The organism is Rufibacter sp. JT20002 (assembly GCF_056491185.1).
Genome location: NZ_JBSZJY010000002.1, coordinates 129,516 through 148,931, shown reverse-complemented (window position 1 = coordinate 148,931; position 19,416 = coordinate 129,516). Strand labels below are relative to the sequence as shown.

The 19,416-nt window shown below is 50.3% G+C and carries 15 protein-coding genes; 1 reads left to right on the top strand and 14 read right to left on the bottom strand.

From position 1 onward, the window contains the following. Positions 1-169: 169 nt before the first annotated feature. The 3 genes from ACW9SV_RS10070 to ACW9SV_RS10060 all read right to left on the bottom strand — a co-directional run bounded on the left by ACW9SV_RS10070 (position 170) and on the right by ACW9SV_RS10060 (position 4,814). Positions 170-949 (bottom strand): TIGR02757 family protein, encoded by a 780-nt coding sequence (locus tag ACW9SV_RS10070; RefSeq protein WP_479556633.1) that lies wholly within the window; start codon positions 947-949, stop codon positions 170-172. Positions 950-1,054: 105 nt separating this feature from the next. Beyond that, positions 1,055-2,062 (bottom strand): septal ring lytic transglycosylase RlpA family protein, encoded by a 1,008-nt coding sequence (locus ACW9SV_RS10065; RefSeq protein ID WP_479556632.1) that lies wholly within the window; start codon positions 2,060-2,062, stop codon positions 1,055-1,057. A 289-nt stretch (positions 2,063-2,351) separates the two neighbouring features. Next, positions 2,352-4,814 carry a type IA DNA topoisomerase gene (locus ACW9SV_RS10060; RefSeq protein WP_479556631.1) on the bottom strand — a complete coding sequence of 821 codons (2,463 nt, stop codon included), beginning with the start codon at positions 4,812-4,814 and terminating at the stop codon, positions 2,352-2,354. Positions 4,815-5,128: 314 nt separating this feature from the next. Between ACW9SV_RS10060 and ACW9SV_RS10055 the strand changes: the two genes are divergently transcribed. Next, positions 5,129-6,466, top strand: a complete 1,338-nt coding sequence (locus tag ACW9SV_RS10055; protein WP_479556630.1) for a hypothetical protein — start codon at positions 5,129-5,131, stop codon at positions 6,464-6,466. 236 nt (positions 6,467-6,702) lie between these two features. On the opposite strand, the gene ACW9SV_RS10050 is transcribed toward ACW9SV_RS10055, so the two are convergent. The 11 genes from ACW9SV_RS10050 to ACW9SV_RS10000 all read right to left on the bottom strand — a co-directional run bounded on the left by ACW9SV_RS10050 (position 6,703) and on the right by ACW9SV_RS10000 (position 19,155). After that, on the bottom strand, positions 6,703-8,265 hold the full coding sequence (locus ACW9SV_RS10050) for a SulP family inorganic anion transporter (protein WP_479556629.1): 1,563 nt from the start codon (positions 8,263-8,265) through the stop codon (positions 6,703-6,705). A gap of 434 nt (positions 8,266-8,699) precedes the next feature. Further along, positions 8,700-10,085, bottom strand: a complete 1,386-nt coding sequence (locus tag ACW9SV_RS10045) for a HAMP domain-containing sensor histidine kinase (protein ID WP_479556628.1) — start codon at positions 10,083-10,085, stop codon at positions 8,700-8,702. A 2-nt stretch (positions 10,086-10,087) separates the two neighbouring features. Beyond that, complete coding sequence (locus tag ACW9SV_RS10040; RefSeq protein WP_479556627.1) at positions 10,088-10,765, bottom strand: response regulator; 678 nt, start codon at positions 10,763-10,765, stop codon at positions 10,088-10,090. 144 nt (positions 10,766-10,909) lie between these two features. Next, complete coding sequence (locus ACW9SV_RS10035; RefSeq protein ID WP_479556626.1) at positions 10,910-12,010, bottom strand: hypothetical protein; 1,101 nt, start codon at positions 12,008-12,010, stop codon at positions 10,910-10,912. Between the two features lie 3 nt (positions 12,011-12,013). Then, positions 12,014-13,666 (bottom strand): FAD-dependent oxidoreductase, encoded by a 1,653-nt coding sequence (locus tag ACW9SV_RS10030; protein WP_479556625.1) that lies wholly within the window; start codon positions 13,664-13,666, stop codon positions 12,014-12,016. Further along, the gene (locus ACW9SV_RS10025) at positions 13,645-15,156 is read right to left on the bottom strand and encodes a polyamine aminopropyltransferase (RefSeq protein WP_479556624.1); all 1,512 of its coding nucleotides are present in this window, start codon (positions 15,154-15,156) and stop codon (positions 13,645-13,647) included. Before ACW9SV_RS10025 ends, ACW9SV_RS10030 begins: the two co-directional genes overlap by 22 nt. 13 nt (positions 15,157-15,169) lie before the next feature. Beyond that, positions 15,170-15,388: a DUF350 domain-containing protein gene (locus ACW9SV_RS10020; protein ID WP_479556623.1), complete on the bottom strand. Its 219-nt coding sequence runs from the start codon at positions 15,386-15,388 to the stop codon at positions 15,170-15,172. Between the two features lie 4 nt (positions 15,389-15,392). Beyond that, entirely contained in the window at positions 15,393-15,566 is a 174-nt protein-coding gene (locus ACW9SV_RS10015; protein WP_479556622.1) for a hypothetical protein, read from the bottom strand. A gap of 8 nt (positions 15,567-15,574) precedes the next feature. Then, the gene (locus ACW9SV_RS10010; protein ID WP_479556621.1) at positions 15,575-16,897 is read right to left on the bottom strand and encodes a DUF4178 domain-containing protein; all 1,323 of its coding nucleotides are present in this window, start codon (positions 16,895-16,897) and stop codon (positions 15,575-15,577) included. Continuing rightward, positions 16,884-17,528 (bottom strand): hypothetical protein, encoded by a 645-nt coding sequence (locus ACW9SV_RS10005; RefSeq protein ID WP_479556620.1) that lies wholly within the window; start codon positions 17,526-17,528, stop codon positions 16,884-16,886. The genes ACW9SV_RS10010 and ACW9SV_RS10005 overlap by 14 nt, the downstream gene beginning before the upstream one ends. Before the next feature lie 400 nt (positions 17,529-17,928). Then, positions 17,929-19,155 carry a multidrug effflux MFS transporter gene (locus tag ACW9SV_RS10000; RefSeq protein ID WP_479556619.1) on the bottom strand — a complete coding sequence of 409 codons (1,227 nt, stop codon included), beginning with the start codon at positions 19,153-19,155 and terminating at the stop codon, positions 17,929-17,931. Between the last annotated feature and the right edge of the window lie 261 nt (positions 19,156-19,416).

Genomic DNA, 19,416 nt, shown 5'->3' with positions numbered 1-19,416 from the left:
TTTGTTTTTCTAGTTTTATTTATCGTTTCAAGCCCGGTTTTGCAAAAATAGCTTATTTACGGGATTGGTCAGGATTATAGAACATACCCAAGCCACGGTATGTTCCTTGGCAGCTTAAGAATTATTAGCCTAACCTTAATTTAACATATAATTTAAGCTAAAGGCATATTTAGAACTTTTCTTCGATGCCTAGCCCGAACAAAGCATAATCATACTTTACCGGATCTGTGGGGTTAAACTGTCGCAGGTTCTGGGTAAGTTCTTCGGCCATGGCCCAGTCTGATTGCGTTCTCTGGATAAGCCCTAACCGGCGAGCCACGCGTTGCACGTGCACATCACAGGGGCACACCAGATCGGCGGGAGACATTCGCTGCCAGATACCAAAATCTACTCCCTCCCTATCTTTCCGCACCATCCAGCGCAGGTACATATTAATCCGCTTGCAGGCCGATTTCTTGGCTGGTGTGGAGATGTGCTTGCGGGTTCGGTGCGGGGCCTCCGGCAAAGAGAAAACCAAGTTATAGAAATGCTCTAGCCGTGCTTTTTGATCAGAGATGGGAACGGACAAGTCTCCTATAAACGCTTCCTCCAAACTCTCATGCTGTTCATAAAACCACCGGAAGAAATACACCAGGTATAACAAGTCTGTGTCATTAAAAGTGCGGTGCTTGAAACCGAGTAGGTTCTTGAGGTCGTCATCCTGGTGTTGGGTGATAAATTGGTACGGGGCATGGTCCATTCGCTGCAGTAATTCCCGGCATTTGTTGATGATGGTTTTCCGCTGGCCCCACGCTAAAATAGCCGCGAAGAACCCGGAAATTTCAATGTCCTGTTTCTGGGTAAACAAGTGCGGAATGGAGACCGGATCATGGGGGATGAAGTCTTTGGTATTGTACCTCCGGTATCGGTCTTCCAGGAGCGTTTGGAGTTGAGAGGCGGAATAAGACATGGGTGCAGTCAGATTTTAAGCAAATGAAACGGAAAAGAGGCAAGAACGGCACCTGGTAGGTTTTCCGTTTCTTGCCTCTTTTTGAAATAAGGAGGGTAGAACAGATTACGGCATGTAAGAAACCTCTACCCTGAAGCGCTTGTCTACGGCTCCAATCTGCTGGCAAGCCTTTCTGGAAAGCTTCACCACCACTTTGTCATTATCACCGGTGGCCGGTAATTTCCCGATTACGCGCACGTACACCGTTTGGTCGTTCATGGGGTTCTTCACCGCCATAATGGTACCCACCGGTGCGGTTTTGTGCAGGGCTAAGAATTTATTTGCATCGGTGCGGGTTTCAATCTGCTCAGCCATGCCGCTTTCATTGACCCTGGAAACGTATTCTGAGGTCTTGGTGGCAGGCTTCTCCTCGGCTACTTCACTCTTGTCGTTTTTATCTACTTTTTCGCCTTTTGCCGCAGAAACGGTGGTGGCTTTGGTAGAAGTAGCTGCGGAGGTAGTAGAGGTGGGTCCGGCCGGCTGCTTGGAGGCAGTGACTACGTCATCTTTCTCAGGGGTGTACACTTTGGCGTTGGCGGCAGCCGCGGCGGGTGCCTTCTCTCCTATCCCAACAATTAGGCGTTGGCCTACCTTCACCGTAGAGGCAGTCATTTTATTCCACTTCTTCAGGTCCTCAATGCTCACCTCGTGTTGGTTGGCGATGGAGAATAGCGTCTGACGGGCCTGTACAGTGTGTACCTTGTTGCCTTTCGCATCTACCTCATAGGTCCGGTTTGCAGCGGGGCTGCCAGAAGCCGGCGTTTCAGTTGAAACTGCTTTGGTGTCAGTGGATGCTGTGCTGGTGTTACCCGCGTTTATGGGAATAAGCACCGTTTGCCCTATGATTAAGGCTTTGTTTACATTCTTGTTGGCCGCTACAATCTTGTCAACGGCTACTCCGTATTTGCGGGCAAGACCGTAAAGGGTCTCACCAGAGGTTACTTTATGGGTGATGTAGGTTTTCCCGTTCTGGGTTTTCACACCGGTTGAATCTCTAAGGAACAGCGTCTCGGCAGAGGCAGCTCCATAAGATACCATGAGACATCCCAATACAAACACAAACTTCTTTAACATGGACTCTACTTCTTTATTCTTAAACAATAACCAGGGACAAACACTAACCTCTTGAAAGCATTTGCTTTTATAAAAGAGGTTTTTAAGTGGTTTACAAGCGTTTCCTCCAGGGTAGCAGAACGATTAGGAAGGCCAAAAGCTTTCCTCAATCGTCAGCGAGGGTGTAAGTTACCAAAAAAATCAGAAACCTTCTTCTCTGCCTTTCCGTTTAACGCCCCGGTCATTGAAAGAGGTCTGCCATGGGCTACCTTTATCTTTATTAGCCGAGTCAGCTTCTATTGGGGTTCTGCTAGAACTGGTACACCACTTTGTATTCCTCGTTCAGTTTAAGGGCCGCTTCAAATTTGTTGCCAGTTTTGGGCGAGGTAAAGCCTTTAATCTTCCCGGTCTTCCCTTTCAGGATCAAGGCCTGTATTTGGCTTTCCGATAAGGTTTTCCCGTGCAACTCAAAAGGAACCATGAATTGACAGCCTTCCCGGAAACGGCTGCAACCGTAGGCGGTCTTTCCTTTCAGCATTTGGCCCTGACTGCACTTAGGGCAGATCATGACTACGGGCTTATGCACCTTGGCCTCTGCTCTCTCCAACTGTAGCTCATGAGTGGGCGTCAAAACAAAGGCAGCGTCAAATTTATCACCCGAGGCTTCGTCTACAAACCCCTTTACCACCGGGCTTTTTCCTTTTTTGAGGAGCGCCTGTACCTGTTTCTCGCCCAAAGGTTTGCCGCTGAAGGCCATGGGCAGCCTGAACGTACAACCTTCCCTGAACCGGGCGCACCCATAGGCCTGGCTTCCTTTCAAGATGGAACCAGTTCCGCAGGCGGGGCAATTCCCTAAACCAGTACCGGGCGCATCGGAGCTTTTAGCCTCCTTTTTGGGTTTCTCCCCTTTTTTGGCAGGCTCCTTCTCCTGGGCTTTGGCAGCGGTTTCGGCGGGCTGAAGGGTTACGCGGTGGTTGTCTTGTTTCACCTCCTGCACCATTTCCCATACCAAACCCTTCAGTTCACGCAGGAAATCATCGGCAGAGAACTCCCCTCCTTCAATCTGGCGGAGTTTCTTCTCCCATTGCCCGGTCATCTCGGCTGATTTAAGGGTTGGGTTTTTGATGACCTGTATTAGGTCAATGCCCATTTGGGTGGGCAGGATCTTCTTCTTTTCCTTCCGTATGTAGTTGCGCTTAAACAGGGTCTCAATGATGGCCGCCCGGGTGGAAGGCCGCCCGATGCCGTTTTCTTTAAGAGCTTCTTTCAGTTCATCGTCCTCTACCTGTTTTCCGGCGGTCTCCATGGAGCGCAACAAGGTAGCCTCCGTAAAATCTTTGGGCGGACTGGTGGACTTCCGTTCCAACAAAGGCTCATGGGGACCTCGTTCACCGGCATCAAAGTGCGGCAGTACGGCTAGCTCCTCTTCTTTTTCCTCGCCCTCACCGGTTGGTTTAGCGGCAGGTTTGGGGGCAGCCGGGTTTTCCTCGGGGCCATAGACCACGCGCCAGCCGGGCTCCAGTATCTGCTTGCCTTTGGCCCGGAAGGCGTGTTGAGCCGCCTCGCCGTTCACCACGGTGTTGCTTACAATACAGTCAGGGTAAAAAGCCGCAATAAACCGTTTGGCCACCACGTCAAAGACCTTGGCTTCGGTCCCGAACAATCCACGGGCCTCTGCACCGGTGGGGATGATGGCGTGGTGATCAGTTACCTTGTTGTTATTGAATACCTTCCCCGACTTCCGAATTTTATTACTCAGCAATTCCTGCGTGAGGTGCTGATAGCCGGTAAGTCCGCTTAAAATGCCAGGGATCTTAGGGTACAGGTCATCTGGCAGGAACGTGGTGTCTACCCTAGGGTAGCTGACTACTTTCTTCTCATAAAGACTCTGCACCGTTTTGAGGGTCTCATCCGCAGACAAGCCAAATTTGTTATTGCATTCCACCTGCAGAGAAGTCAAATCAAAGAGCTTGGGTGCACTCTCTGTACCGCGTTTGGTCTCTACGTCTTTGATCTCAAACTCAGAAGGCCTGATCTGCTCCAGGATGGCCTGGGCTTTGGCTTCGTCTTTGAAACGGCCCGAGGTGCTACTGAACGTGACTTCGCGGTACACGGTCTTCAACTCCCAGAAAGGCTCCGACTTGAAGTTTACAATTTCCAGGTGCCGGTGCACAATCATGGCCAGCGTAGGCGTCTGCACCCGTCCTAACGAAAGCAATTGCCGCCCCTGCGCGTACTTCACGGTAAAAAGACGGGTAGCGTTAATGCCCAGAAGCCAGTCCCCAATGGCGCGGCTCTTGCCTGCCTGGTAGAGTTGGTCAAACTCTTTGCCGTCGCGCAATTTGGCAAACCCCTGCCGGATGGCCTCTTCCGTAAGCGAGGAAATCCAGAGGCGTTTGAAGGGTTTGCGGTACTTGGCCTGATGCAACACCCAGCGTTGGATTACCTCCCCTTCTTGCCCGGCATCACCGCAGTTGATCACTTCTTCGGCAGTTTCCAGCAGGTTCTGGATGATCTTGAACTGCTGCTCTACCCCTTTGTTGCTGATGAGCTTGATGTCAAACCGGTCGGGTACCAAGGGCAGATCAGGCAGGTACCACCGCTTCCAGTTAGGGTTGTAATCATCTGGCTCGCAGAGTTGGCAGAAGTGTCCGAAGGTCCAGGTGACCTGGTATCCATTCCCCTCAAAATACCCGTTCATCTTGGTTTTGGCACCAATCACTTGGGCAATTTCACGGGCTACACTAGGCTTTTCGGCGATGCAGAGTTTCAAGGCTATTTATCTAAAAACAAGTCAAAATCAGACCCCAAAGATACGCAAAATAGAGGGGCTATGCCAATTATAGGAGTTTGTAGCACATATATCACTTTACCTATGTTTTGCTAATTTCTTACCGTTCAAACGATTTCTTTTATCAATTCAATATCAATTAATTAAGGCATTCAAAACAACTTACAAGCGTTAGGCTCACCCCCCACTTTTTGGTATTTATACTTAACCATGCCAAAATGGACTCGTATATATTAATCCATGTGCCTTGTATGGCATTGGAAGAATCCATCATTCACCTTAAACTATAAACAACTATGAGAAATCACGGAATGGGGTACGATGCTTTTAACTCGTACCGCTCTGGACATGAGAACACCAGTCGTAGTGAATGGGGTAGCTTAGGCAACCGCATGGAAGGCCAAGGCAATAAAGATTATCAGTCTTACGGGGGCAGCATGAACCGCGGCAACTCCGGAGACAGAGGTGAAAGCAATTTCACCAGCCAGGGAGGATCCGTATTCAGCGGTAACCTTGGTGACAGACAAGAAAACCATTACAGCAGCCAAGGCTCTAACTACGGCGGAAACCAATACCGCTCTGGAAGCCAGAGTGACCAAAACAGAGGCAATATGGGTGGCCAACACGGCAATACCAGCGGCTGGAGCGGTCATTCTATGCAAGGTAACCAAGGCAATTCCATGCAAAACAGAGGCGGCTCTAACCAAGGCGGTTATGGTTCACACAACCAGGGAAGCTCTAACTACGGTTCTTCGTATGGATCTTCTATGGGTGGCCAGAACAGCATGAACCAAGGCGGATACGGTGCCTATGGCTCCGGCTCAAACCAAGGTTCTTCTAACTACGGTTCACGCGGCGGCTCTAACTACGGCCAAAGCGGTTCTTCTAACACTGGCGGCTCTGCGCAGAACATTGGAACTTACGGTGGTGCCCGCTCTGGATATGCCGGCTCTTCTTCCGGAAACACTTCGGGCGGCGCGCTAGACAGAGGCAATGCTTATAACAACTACGGTGGGTCTAATGACTTCCGCGGCTCCAACTCAGGCTATGGTTCTTCCGGATCTTCCAACTATGGGAGCTCACGGGGCGGCCAATCCTCTGGGTCTAACAACTACGGAGGATCTTTTGGGCACAGCGGGTCTTCGTATGGGAACAATTCAGAATCTTCTTACGGGCAGTCTTCCAGAGGCGGTTCTGGATATGGAATGAACAGCGGCTCTAACTCATGGGACAACAACCGTCACTCTGGAGGCAACTCTAACATGTACGGCACCAGCAACCAAGGCAGCAACCGCGGCGGAAGCAGCTGGATGAATGACAACGACAATGACCATGACCACGCCCGTTTCAGTCACGGCAATGCCATGGAGAACCGTTATTCAGATGACTACAGCCATCCGTCTAACATGAACCGTGGCAGAGACTATGACCAGGATAGATACAGCCACAACCGCAGCCATGACAACGACCAGGATGACAACCAAGGCGAAGGCTTCTTTGAAAGAATTGGCCATGGTATCAAAGATGCCTGGAACAGCATAGCTGGTGATGATGATAATGACAACAACCGCAGAAATTCTGCCGGTGGCCCTCCATATAACTACGGCGCAGGCTCAAACAACGCCGGCTGGTAAGTAATCCTCCTTTATAGGGAAAAAGAAAGCCCCGCCAATATGGCGGGGCTTTCTTGTATAAACTAAAACAGTTATGGGGGATGTGTTTTAAAAAAACTAAAGGTTGCCGGGATGCTCTTCTCTTTTCTTCAGGAGCTCTTTCAATTAAGCGAAAGGCTGCTTCTTACTTTTAGGAGCGTTGCCTCTGCGGCAGGTATCGTCTTCAAACATTCTGCATGACAGAATGTTTGATTTTACTAGTGCATGCTTACCGTAGAAACAGACGGGATGTCTTTCAGGGTTAACCTGATATCCTTCTCATGGGCTACGGTTCTAAAGTTCTGGATCGCTTCCAGCACGTCATGGTCAATGTAGGTAGACTGCGAACCATCAATGATCACATCGCTATTCTCTGGCAGGTGGTCTAAAGTCAGGGCCACGCTTGCTTTGTTCAGGAAGGAAACGTTCTCGCTCAGTTTGATGTGGATCTTATCCTGCCCGTCTTGGCTGTGGCGCTTGTAGAAGTAAGGTGACTTGTAATTGGCTTTCAAGATATAGAAGACACCTACTACCAGACCTATAGAGATACCTTTCAGTAAGTCAGTGAACAGGATAGCAATAATGGTGATGATGAACGGCAGGAACTGGTTCATGCCAAGTTTCCATTGCGTCTTGTAAAGCACTGGTTTGGTCAGTTTGAAACCTACCATAAGCAACACCGCAGCCAGGGCCGCCAAAGGAACCAGGCTCAGCACGTTGGTTAAGAACAGGATACTCAATACAAGGAAGATACCATGGAAGAAGCTAGACATCTTGCTTTCACCACCGGCATTTACGTTTGCAGAGCTACGTACAATCACCGCTGTGATAGGAATACCACCAATCAACCCGCTGATCATGTTACCCACACCTTGCGCTTTCAACTCGCGGTTAGTAGGAGTGCGGCGCTTATGCGGGTCTAGTTTATCTACTGCTTCAACGCTCAGCAAGCTCTCTAAGCTAGCCACAATAGCCAGGGTGATACCAATTACCCAAACCTGAAGGTTAGTGATGGCAGCCCATTCTGGGAAACGTAGTTCATTCAAAAGAGAGGCAGGCCCAGAAATCTCAGGCAACTGCACCAGGTGAGTATCGGCGATGGTAAATGCCTGGAAAGAGCTTTGGAACATCAGGTTTAACCCAATAGACACCAGAACGGCAATCAAGGCTCCTGGAATAAGCTTGAAAACGGTAATCCGTTGCATAAACGGACGCTCCCACAGAATCAAAATAGCCAGTGAAACAATCCCTACAATCAAAGAACCTACTTGCAGACGGTTACTGAAAGCGTAGGAAATCTCTGAAAAGGTGTTCCGGCCGTCGGTCTGGAAGAAGTTCAGGTCACCCAGGAAGTCTTCATCAGCGCCTAGGAAGTGGGGAATTTGCTTCAAAATCAGGATTAGACCAATTGCGGCCAGCATCCCTTTGATGACTGAGGATGGGAAGTATAACCCAATGATCCCAGCTTTTAAAAACCCAAGAATGATTTGGAAGACACCGCACAACACCACGGCCAAGAGGAATACCTCAAAGCTACCCAACGTCTGAATACCGCCCAACACGATTACGGTCAAACCCGCGGCCGGACCACTCACACTTAATTGGGACCCGCTCAGCAGGGAAACCACCAAACCGCCCGTTACTCCGGCTATAAGCCCGGCAAAGAGAGGCGCCCCAGAAGCAAGGGAAATCCCAAGGCAGAGGGGTAAAGCCACCAGGAAAACAACCAGCCCTGCAGACAAATCTTTGCCAACAGTGTCAAACAAACCTCTTTCTTTCATACGATAGTGTCTCTTAGTCCACGTTGCCAAACTTGCAACGTTTTGCTACTCTAGAATAATTTTATTTTACAAAAGTCATCTGATAGAATTAAGATCGAATTAAAACAAGATTAAAATTTGATTAAAACGTAAATTAATGTTGAGCGTAAAAAGAAGGTTGTTTATAGGAAAATGGCTGTTCAGGAAGGTTTTACTGAAAACACCCTTAAAGCGACCAAATTAGAACGAGCTAAAAATAAGATGTGAATGGAGGCTTTGGCGTCAACACCAACAAAGCAACCTAGCTTAAAAGAAGGTTTAATTCGCTGCAAAGAGGACTGTTTTAATCTCGTTTTCTTTAAACAAGCCAAAAGCAGGTTAGCAAAAGCAAAACGGCGATTCTTTTCAGCAGGAAAAGAATCGCCGTTTGGGGAAATGAATGGCTTTAGGACAGATCAGATCTTGTAGGTCTTGTACAGTTTAGGCAGGGTAATAGTCACCTCAGTGCCTTGGTTCAACTGAGAATGCACATCAATGGAGCCTTTGTGCATACTGATGATTTTATCGGCTAGGGGCAAGCCAATGCCGTGCCCCGAGATATCACGCACACTTTCGGCCCGGAAAAAAGGCACAAACACTTTCCTTACATCTTCGGGGGCCATTCCTATGCCGCGGTCACTCACACGCAGCTGCAAGGTGTCGGCCTGCACTTCAATAGAAGCAGTTATAGCCGGGTTGTTGCCCGAGAATTTAGCGGCATTCTCTAAAACGTTCACGGTGGCAATCAGCAGCAGCGCCTCATTGCCTTTGATCATGAGTTCGTTATCATCCTCGGGCAGGTTGACAAACTCCACCTCTACTTTCATCCGAGGCTGCCGTTTTTGAGCCTCGCCGCAGGCTTGCCATACTAGCTCGTCTAGCCGCAAGTCCGTCATCTGTACCTTGGAAGAATCGGAGCTAGCCTGCACCATCTGCAGGAGCCCATTAGAAAGCTGGGCCAATAGATTGGCATCTTCAAGGGTAGACTTTAAAACCCGCTCATACTCCTCGGGTTGGCGTTGCTTCATCAGAGCCACCTGCAACTCCCCTATCATGGCAGTGAGCGGGGTACGCAATTCATGGGAAGCATTGGACACAAACGTTTTCTGCACCTCAAACGCCTTTTCTAACCGGTCTAACAGGTTGTTGAAGGTCTTGGCTAGCTGCGCCACTTCATCTTCGCCATCAGCCTGGCTTAACCGCCTATGCAGGTCTGAAGCCTTAATTTTCTCCACCTCTGACACTACTTGCAAAAAGGGCCGTAGCGCCGCCCGTGAGAAAGCGATGCCGCACAACACCACCGTGACCAAAGCCATCACAAAGCCAGTAATTAAAAGCGTGCGCAGGTGGTGCAGCTTGTTCAGATTGTATAAGTCAATAGAGGAGGCGAGCACATAATGAATCTGGCCCCGGTGGAGGTATCGGATGCCCACCATCTGCCGGTCGCCTTGGTCCATGCGTACCTCCCCTTCCTGGTTTAGCCTTTCTAAAAGTTTTTGGGGCACCTTCATGCCGTCTTCGCCTTCCGAGAAAATGACTTGCTGGTTTTGGTCAAATACCCTTACGGCTTCCCGCGGCAGCATCTGGAAATACAGCCGCTGGTCTAGGGCATGTTGCTGCTGGGTCACGGTGTCGGCATCCAGCACATAGTGGGCGGTGGCATAGGCCCGATTCAGGATGCGGCCGTAGAAATCGTTTTTGCGGTAAAGGGCGCTGAAATAGTAGACAGATACCGAAAACAGGAGCAAAATGCCCGTGAAGATGGCCGTGAACTGTAAGGTTAGTTTGGTTTTGATTTTCATTTCTAGTCCATCTCCTTCATCACGTACCCCATGCCTACTAAGGTATGGATCAACTTGGGCGAAAAATCTTTGTCAATCTTCTTGCGCAGGAAATTGATGTACACGTCAATCACGTTGCTGCCCGTGTCAAAAGACGTTTCCCAGACCTGCTCAATGATGTCTACTCTGGAGACCACCCGCTCCTTGTTGCGCAACAGGTAATGCAGCAGGGCAAACTCTCGGGCCGTCAGAGAAATAGGGGTGCCTTTCCGGTGGACCGTTTTTCTTTGCACATCCAACTCCAGATCAGCGATTTTCAGCACCTCAGTCCCCACGCTTTCCTGCGATCTTCGGGTCAGAGCCCTGATGCGGGCCAGCAGCTCCTGAAACTCAAAGGGCTTCACCAGGTAATCATCGGCGCCGGAGTCAAGCCCCAGGATTTTATCATCAGTGCTGCCTAATGCCGTGAGCATGAGAATAGGCACAGTGAGGTTCTGCTGCCGGATGAGTTTGCAGACCTCCACCCCGTTCATGCGGGGCAGAATCACATCCAGGATGACCAAGTCATATTCATTGTCCATGGCCAGTTTAGCCCCGTAGAATCCATCGTAGGCTTGTTCCACCTCGTACATCTGCTCTTCCAACCCTTTTTTGATAAAAGCGCTTACTTTGGGTTCGTCTTCAACGAGCAGTATCTTCATGGTTCTAAGGTACGGGATGCTAAGGTGCAAAAATAGAGAGAAATTTACTTTTACGCGGACGTAAGCAGTACCTTCCTTTTTGGGTCTTTTTAGGAAAAGTCCACTAAAAACGAGTACACGACACCCAAAACTAGTCAAATTCCTTTACCCAACAGGCAATTTTGCTTCCTTAGGTGCTTTTGAGCGAGAGTTTTTCCAGATGAATCCATCCAGGATGTAGTGTGTCATCTGCGGTAAAGCCAGCAAGGGCACCAACACAGCTAAAAGCAGTTGATCGTTGATCTGCGGCAGCGACTGAAAAGACGAGAATACCTGCGGATGCTCGCGCCACACCAGTGCATCCCAAAGCCCTTCCTCCAGGTACGCCAGCACGACCACCAGACCGATAAAGAACCCGACTCCTACCATGCCCATGGAGAATTGCTCTATCCAGCCGGGTTTCTGTGTAATGGTGGCTCTATTTTTCTGTTTCTTTCTGGAAATCCAGACCAAAGCAAGGTACGGAATTCCGTGGGAGACTACGTTGAAGGTGGTAAAGATGAGGTCCCCGTTGTACTGCACAATCCCGATGTACCAGGCCAGAAAGGTACCGGTAATGACCAAGTGCCGGGGCAGGTTGAACCGTTTAGATTTTCCGTACACCCAAGCTTCTTTCAGCAGGTAAACCAGAAACAAGCCGATATTCAGGAAGGCTACCCAAGGCGCGGCTTTGGGGAAAGTTAACGGGATAAAATCGTCATCTATAAACCAGTTGAAGTTACGGCTGCCTTCCAAGTGCCAATACAGCAAAGGCAGCAGCGTGGCCGCGTACACGCAGAAAGTATCAAACTGAAGTTCACTTCTGTGGCGCTGTTCCTGCCTTGAGTACAACCGCATAAAACCATACTGTTGCCGCACAAAATGGTACACTGCCAAATAAGCCAACACCCGCCAAAAGACACCCTCGCCTAACGAATACAACAAAATTCCGCCTGCCCAGGCTGCGAACGGCACCCAAAGTAAAAGCTGCCGACGTTGCTGCAGCGTCTCTTTCTCAAAGTACGTCCGGAACAAGGTGCTGTACACGTGCCCTACGTCAATCAAAAGTACTAGCAAAACCCAGGCGGGCACTGGGAGGCTCTTTACGTGCTGTTGAAAGAACCCAGGGAACAGCATGATCGCCAGCAGGCAAAGAAAAGGCGGCGAAAGGATAAACCAGAAGTCTACCCTTGCCGAGTGCAGCCACGGCTGTTTTTGGCCTATCATGGGCTAAGAGGTTAAAATCTGTTTCGCCGCTTTGATGCCTTGGTAGAAAGCCTCTTCAAAAATGGAGATGCCGCTCAGGTCTGTATGGGCAAACACAATCTTGCCTTCTAAGGGAGCCGCGGCTTTCTCGCGTTCTTCTCCCCAGATGAAGCCGGGCGCAGGTTTGATCATGCCATGGCCCCACACCCAGACATCCAGCTGTTCCACTTCTTTCCTGATGGTAGGGTGCGCTTTCTCCAGTTCCTGCAACACCACCTCGGCCCATTCTTCCTGTTTCCTGGTGAACACCACCTGCCGCGAGGCCGGGGATGAGTCGGCCACTGGATAATAAAATGTGATAACCTGCTTCTCGGGAAACCCTTGCACACTTTGGTGCTGGGCATTAACGTACCCTAAAGATCGACTGCCGTAAATGACGTTGTCCCAACTCAAAGGGGTTCCCTTGCCCTCGGGCACTTGCTTCAAGGTAAGATTCGCCACAACCCAGGGGGCATAAGTAAACGCTTGGCGGTTCTGTTTTCCGGCTGGATTTGAAATAGTAGCCAGTAAACGTTCCCTTACAAACTGGGGCGTCGCCATCACGCACTTCTGTGCGATAAGCCGGGTGGGCTGCTCTGTTTCAAGGTTGAGGTAATCAACAAGCACACGATCCTCTTCCATCTGGAGGTGGTAGACCAGGGAACCGGTTCTGATGTCTGGTCCGGCTTGGGCCCGCAGTTGTTCCGCGAGCCAATGGTTTCCCTGGGGCCAGGTGAGCACCCGGTGCGCGTCTGAGTTGGCGGCTTGGGCTTTCCGGGCGGCAAAGTAATGGATGCCGGCCCAAGCCGAGACCTGCTCCACGGTTCCCCCGAAATCGTCCAGGCAGCAATACTCCACGTACCAGCGCAGGTACTCAGAGGTTAAGTTCTGCTGGTGCAGCCATTCCTGCATGGTGATCTGGTCCAGGTTCCGGAATGTAGCTTCTCCCGAGGATTTCTCCAGCGGGATGTCAAACGCGAACCGACCGTCTTTTCCTTTGGCTTGCTTCATATCTTCCATAAGCGCCAAGAACCGATCTATCTGCTGTAGGTCGGGTTGGGGTACGCTCCAGTTGGGCACCAGTCCCTCCTGCCAGTAACCGTTGATGTAAAGCCGTTCTTCGGGGTCAAAGCAGAGATGGTATTCATTGTAATGGGGCAACCCGGCCGTATTGTAACCCGTGATCACCTGGGATTCCTCCAGAAAATCCAGCAACTCAGAATTGGAGTTGTTGGGCAAAGGCAAATAATGGGCTCCCCACGGGTAAGCAGAGACAGAGTTTTTCCCAGATTGGCTGTTGCCACCCGTCCTGTTTTCCAGTTCCAAAAGACAGAACTTGGTGTTAGAATGCTTGGTCAACCAGCGGGCGGCTGACAAGCCGGAAACCCCGCCCCCGATGACCACCACGTCCACTTCTTCTGTTTTGGTGGGAACCGTTTTAAAGCCGTTTCTGAGTAAATGGCCCGCTTTGAATGATGGACCAAACAGCCGGCCGGTGATTTGCTTTTTCTCTTCCAGGGCACAGCTGCTTAGTGAAGCTCCACCCAGCGCCAGACCTCCTAACGCCAGCGCACTTTGCTTCAAGAAGCGCCTCCTCTCCTCCCGCTCTGACATGGTTAGTTGATATAGCTGGCCCATTCGTCCTCAAAATAACGGACCAAGGCCTGGTTGTTTAACTTGTTGATTTCGGTTTGGCGGGCAGGCATATCCTTAGGGAACGTGCGCATCTGCTCAAAGGTAGGCCCATCTAGAAAGCGCAGCTGCGCTAAAAACTGGCCATTCACCTGCACGCTTTTATCTGGAGAGGCTAATACAAAACCCCAGTCCCCGAAGGACGGCACGTGCGCGTGGTACGGCAAGGTGGTAAACCCGCAACTGGTGAGGGTATTCACCACGCACCAATAGGCATTTGGTGCCACAAACGGCGAAGTAGCCTGAATGACCGCGGCCCCACCCGGCGCGATAGTTTCCCGCAGCACTTTGTAAAAGGTATTGGAATACAGTTTCCCAATGGCGTAATTGGCCGGATCCGGGAAATCGATCACCACAAAGTCAAACTGTTCTCGGTTGGTTTTGAGCCATTGAAAAGCATCGGTGTTGATGACCTGCACTTTCCTGGACAGTAACGCCTGTTGGTTCAATTTCTTGAGCACATCATGGCTGGAGAATAGCTTGGTAACCGCTTGATCCAGGTCTACCAGTACCACTTTTTCAACGCCCGGGTACCGTAACACTTCCCGCACGGCCAACCCGTCCCCACCGCCCAGAACCAGCACCTTTTTGGGATTTGGCACCGAATTCAGGCCGGGGTGCACTAATGCCTCGTGGTAGCGGTACTCATCTGAGCTGCTGAACTGCAGGTTACCGTTCAGGAACAGCCGGAACTCCCTGTCGTTCTTGGTGAGCACAATCTTCTGGTAAGGCGACTGCACCGAGTAAATGATTTTGTCTGCGTACGAAAGGCTTTCGGTGAAAGCCAGAATGCGGTCGCTCATCACAAACCCCGCCACCAAAGTCACAATGGCCACGGCGCAGGAAGCCCGCAGAAAATAGATCCACCTGATTTCCTTGCTGAAATAAAAACATAGCCACAAAGCCACGCCCGCGTTGAGCAACCCGAAGAAATAGGAAGTGCGCAGCAAGCCCAAATGCGGCACCAGCAGCAACGGAAAAATTACCGAGGCCAGCAAAGCTCCGATGTAGTCAAAGGTAAAAACCTTGGAAACCAGCTCTTTGAACTCGAACCGGTCTTCCAGGATGCGCATGATCAAGGGAATCTCCAGCCCCACCAAAATACCGGTCAAGGACACCAGCATGTACAACACAATCTGGAACGAGGCCACCCGGTCAAACAGCAGAAACAGGATAGTAGAGCTGAATCCGCCTACCACCGCCACCAACACCTCTACATGGATAAACCAGGCAATAAGGTTCTTGTTGAAGAACCGGGAAAGATAACTCCCGATTCCCATGGAAAAGAGATACACCCCAATAATGGTTGAGAACTGGGTTACCGAATCTCCCAGCAGATAACTGGCCAACGTACCCGCTACCAACTCATACACCAACCCGCATGTTGCCACCACAAACACAGAAAAGAGCAGCAACACCTGTACGTTTACTCGCATGTAAAAACTCTGATTACCCGTGTACTGATGCGCCAATAATGATGGCAATGGCAATGATGAAGGCGGCAAAGATTACGGCCAAGGCCATGTTCTGTTTCTCCAAAATCTCTTTCCAGAGGTTCTCCGGCGTGATCCTCTCCAAAAGCCAGAAGGTGAAAAACAAGATGGCGATGCCAATGAAGGAGTACAGCAAAGAGGCCGTCACCAGTTTGTAGTTAATGAATGATTCCATGGTTTTATTTGTGGTAAAAGGTATGTCTTCTGTATCCGCCGGAAGATCTGCCGCCGCTGCCTTCCGATTCTTCCTTGTCATCGCCCAGGAACCGGGTACCGGTAAGCCCGGCGTAAGCGAAGAATCCCAGCACCAGCACCAGGTAGCCCAGAAAAATTTGTTTGATGTATTTATTCATGCCCGGTTTTATTTTTCTTCATAGGGTGAGTAATCGCTGTTCATCCAGCGGCTTTTTTCAAAGGAGTAGTGCCGTAAACCCTGTACCAGGGGTACTGCCCCAATCAGTAAAAGGGCAATCCAGAAGTTAGACCAGATAGGCACATCCTGCACAAGTTTCAACTGGAACGTTTCAGGGCGGCTGGCACCCAAGGCCAAGGATTCTCTGGAAGGCTGCAAATACACCTGGTATGTCCCGTGCGGAATGGAAGACAGAATTTGATCCGTGCCTGGACTACCCTCGCTCCAACGTTCGCCGTCTTCGTAACCCGAGTAAAACTCCACCCCTACTTCCACAAAATACTCGCGGCCTGTTTTCACATTCAACAGGGAAATGCCGGTGGCAAACCACGTATTGGTGACCGGCGCCCTTAGATGAACCTGCAAGTTGGTAGCCCCCAGTAAAGAGGATCCTATTTCTAAGGTAGGCCCAGGGACCGGTACTAGGGTTCCCTTGCCTGCCTCCTCGGTCACGGCAAACGATTCATCCAGCAGCACTTTGTTCTGGTGGAATATCAAAAGCAGCACCTGGATCAAAAGCAAAATACCAGCCGCTATGCCCCCCACCTTGGAGACGTATGGATAAGAGAAGTTTTCTGAGAAGGGCTCAACAGCACCTACATCTATCTTGTAGGGCATTTGGCCTGCAATGGAAAATGTTTCCTGTACCGTTTCCGGCTCCATGTGCTCACCCAGCATCCAGCTTTGCTCGGTTCGGCTAACAGACAGAGTCATCATGTAGGGCGGAGAGACATACTCCACATACTGGCATTTGTCTTCAGTAATCAGCCAGAAGAACTCGCCCTGGGCGTACATCACTTGTGAGCGGTATTTGTTGTACAACTTGAACTCTCTATCAAGGTAATGGAGAGAAGATGCATTTCTATTTATCCCGTTGGTGAAGTTAGAGACATATTGGAAGAACGTCCAGTGGCCATCATATTCAGACAAATAGGAATACCCATGCACCGGGTTGAAAAGTACATACTCCCGCCACCGGTACTTGAAGTTCTGCTCTTTGTAGACCACAAAGCCCACCACTTTGTACAGGATACCTTTGATCCGGCCCTCGCTGCCAATGGGTAACAACGGCTTCTGCTTTTCCTTGTCAACAGACTGAACTGGAAACAGTCCTTTCTCTTGCACCTCAGAAAGCTTGGAACAACGCGGACAAGCCACGCTTTTCGCCTGGGCGTGCGTGTACAACTGCAGCGGATGCTTACAGTTAGGGCAATTTACCTCCAGCGGCAAAGCGGGAAGTTTGCCTTTCTCTTTTACCTCAAAGCCATTCATGGTGCACGCGGGTTCCTTGAAGAAATAACTCGTTCAGTTCTACATACCGGCCCAAATAGGCGTGGCTTACCGTACCGGAGGCTTGAACCAAGCCCATTTGACCATTAGGCCTGAACAGTTCAAAGGAGGTGAAGTTCTTCTCCAGCAAGCCTTGCTCGGGCACCTCCCCTTCCCAATAAATTAATTCCACTTTATCAATGACTTCTATCTCCAGGGAAGCGCTGCCGATGCTCAGGGTCTCGCCGGCCATGCCTCCCGTTAAGGGTCCAAGCCCTGTATAGTTGGATTCTTGGAAAAGGCTGTAGTTTCCGGCCCAGTCCCCTAGCCATTCGGTTTTGCCGCTTTTGTATTGAATATACCAGTGGTTTCGGTAGCCTTCAGAGAAGAAGTACTGGATGCGGCCTATCACCTCAAAGGCATCCCCGTTGAACCTCCCGGTGGTGCCTACCTGCAGAATACTCATCTCCTCTCGCATGGGGAGCGCTTTTTGGGGAACTGCCCCATCCACCTGGGCTCTTCGCACAATGGAAAGGCAGGTAGGGCACACCTGCGCCAAGGTTAGTTCTGTTCTGAAGACGAGAGAAGTACTACAGGAAGGGCAAGCAAAGGGGGTGCCCACGGGTATCATCATAAATTTGCAAGGTCAAGCATTAGGTGGTTGACAGACACCGGTCCTGTTTTGGGGTTGTTTTCTAAAAATAGCGCTAAAATAGCACAGGCAGAAATACCTGAAATCTGGTTACAATTTACAGCTTCTGGGGCAATTCCAAAGTATTTACCTCAAATGGATCTATGTAAAAGTTATACCTTATTTGTTTTAGCTTCTCTGTATAAGTCAATTACATAAGGTTTACAAAACAAGCTTCTCATTTTGAAGGCCTTACAAAAAGGTTCTACTAATGGCCTAGCAAGTCTCCTACTTGCCTCGCTTGACTCATACCTCACATAGCAAAAAACAAAAGCCTCCGTTTCTCGGCTGCTTTCTTAAAACGGCTGAGAAACGGAGGCTCTGTACATGGAAAAAAAGGTCTTTACAACTCAGGCACCGCGCCGGCCAATTCTGCTTTCCGGTAACTGGCGGCACTTCCCTGGCCCAGAAAGTAAATCAGGATTCCGAAGATGGTGCAGGAGGTCATTACCCCTACCATGGGCAACGCCGATCCGTTATGGAGCAAACTCACCGCCCCAGAGACCAAGGCTCCAATACCCATCCTGAAGCTACCCCCCAGCGCCGAGGCGCTCCCTGCTATCTTGGAGAACGGAGCCAATGACAAAGCGGAAGCGTTAGGGGCCGTTAATCCCTGCCCCAGCAGGAACAGGAACAGCACAATGATCAAACCTAATTTATCAAACCAACCCGCATACACGCCAAGGACCATCACGGCCCCGATTACCGTTTGGTAAAGGAGCCCCATCCTGATGATTTGCTCGCTTTTAAGCTTTCGGAGCAGGATGTGGTTGAACTGCGGGGAACCGATCATAGCCACCGACAGGATCGCGAAAATCCAGCCGTACTCCTGCTCGCTGACCTTGTAGATGTTCATGAACACGTCTGGGGAACCTGAGATGTAGCCAAAAGGCGCAGCAGAGGCAATTCCCCCAACTAGGGTGTAAACCAGAAACTGAGGGTTCTTTAACACCGTCAGAAAATTACCCAGCACTGCTTTGGGCTTCAACGACATGGAGGGGTCTGGTTGCTTCCCCTCTGGCAAAGCGAAAAAGATCCCGATGAGAATAACTAGGGTAATTGCCCCCAGGGCGATGAAAACGGAAGGCCAGCCAAAAGCGGCGGTCATGTACCCTCCAACGGTTGGGGCAATCATAGGGGAAACGGCAATCACCAGGATAAGCCAGGAGAAAACTTTGGCGGTTTCGGTAACGGGAAACAAATCCCGGACCAGCGCCTGAGCAGCCACCATACCCGCACAGCCCCCAATTGCCTGCAGAAACCGCATGGCAATGAGCATATCGGCGGAGGTGGACATGGCGCACCCGATGGAGGCGATCATGTACACGCCTAAGCCTACATACAAGGGGTACTTTCTCCCAAAGCGGTCTAAGAGCGGCCCGTATAGCAACTGCCCAACCGAGATACCAATCAAATAAGCGGTAAGGGAAAGCTGGACTTTGGAAATGGTAGTATTAAGATCCTCTACAATGGCCGGAAACCCCGGCAGGTACATGTCAATTGAAAAGGGGCTGATAGTGGAGAGGGAGCCCAAAATCAGTATGATGATGAAATATTGTTTACGCGTCATAATGGTAAGCCAAAGAGGGCAAAGGTACGCTTCCTGCCGGGCAATCGCCCGGAAAAGAACATTATTACCAGTACCCTCTGTGAAACTGACTCTTGTGTACGCGATTGCAGAATCCGGGGCCACCTGATTGGGAACCGTTTTCTAAAAACCAGCCCATAACAAGGCTTCCGACCTGACTACTTGGTCTCAGGCCCCCAAAAGAAAAGGCGTTGGAACGGTATCACCCCTTCCAACGCCTTCCCGCTATAGAAAATTAATTGG

Bases quoted from the DNA above. Each gene is read 5' to 3' on its own strand.
- ACW9SV_RS10030 (WP_479556625.1), bottom strand. From the start codon at position 13,666: ATGGGCCAGCTATATCAACTAACCATGTCAGAGCGGGAGGAGAGGAGG.
- ACW9SV_RS10035 (WP_479556626.1), bottom strand. From the start codon at position 12,010: ATGATAGGCCAAAAACAGCCGTGGCTGCACTCGGCAAGGGTAGACTTC.
- ACW9SV_RS10020 (WP_479556623.1), bottom strand. From the start codon at position 15,388: ATGGAATCATTCATTAACTACAAACTGGTGACGGCCTCTTTGCTGTAC.
- ACW9SV_RS10025 (WP_479556624.1), bottom strand. From the start codon at position 15,156: ATGCGAGTAAACGTACAGGTGTTGCTGCTCTTTTCTGTGTTTGTGGTG.
- ACW9SV_RS10045 (WP_479556628.1), bottom strand. From the start codon at position 10,085: ATGAAAATCAAAACCAAACTAACCTTACAGTTCACGGCCATCTTCACG.
- ACW9SV_RS10010 (WP_479556621.1), bottom strand. From the start codon at position 16,897: ATGAATGGCTTTGAGGTAAAAGAGAAAGGCAAACTTCCCGCTTTGCCG.
- ACW9SV_RS10015 (WP_479556622.1), bottom strand. From the start codon at position 15,566: ATGAATAAATACATCAAACAAATTTTTCTGGGCTACCTGGTGCTGGTG.
- ACW9SV_RS10000 (WP_479556619.1), bottom strand. From the start codon at position 19,155: ATGACGCGTAAACAATATTTCATCATCATACTGATTTTGGGCTCCCTC.
- ACW9SV_RS10070 (WP_479556633.1), bottom strand. From the start codon at position 949: ATGTCTTATTCCGCCTCTCAACTCCAAACGCTCCTGGAAGACCGATAC.
- ACW9SV_RS10005 (WP_479556620.1), bottom strand. From the start codon at position 17,528: ATGATGATACCCGTGGGCACCCCCTTTGCTTGCCCTTCCTGTAGTACT.
- ACW9SV_RS10040 (WP_479556627.1), bottom strand. From the start codon at position 10,765: ATGAAGATACTGCTCGTTGAAGACGAACCCAAAGTAAGCGCTTTTATC.
- ACW9SV_RS10050 (WP_479556629.1), bottom strand. From the start codon at position 8,265: ATGAAAGAAAGAGGTTTGTTTGACACTGTTGGCAAAGATTTGTCTGCA.
- ACW9SV_RS10065 (WP_479556632.1), bottom strand. From the start codon at position 2,062: ATGTTAAAGAAGTTTGTGTTTGTATTGGGATGTCTCATGGTATCTTAT.
- ACW9SV_RS10055 (WP_479556630.1), top strand. From the start codon at position 5,129: ATGAGAAATCACGGAATGGGGTACGATGCTTTTAACTCGTACCGCTCT.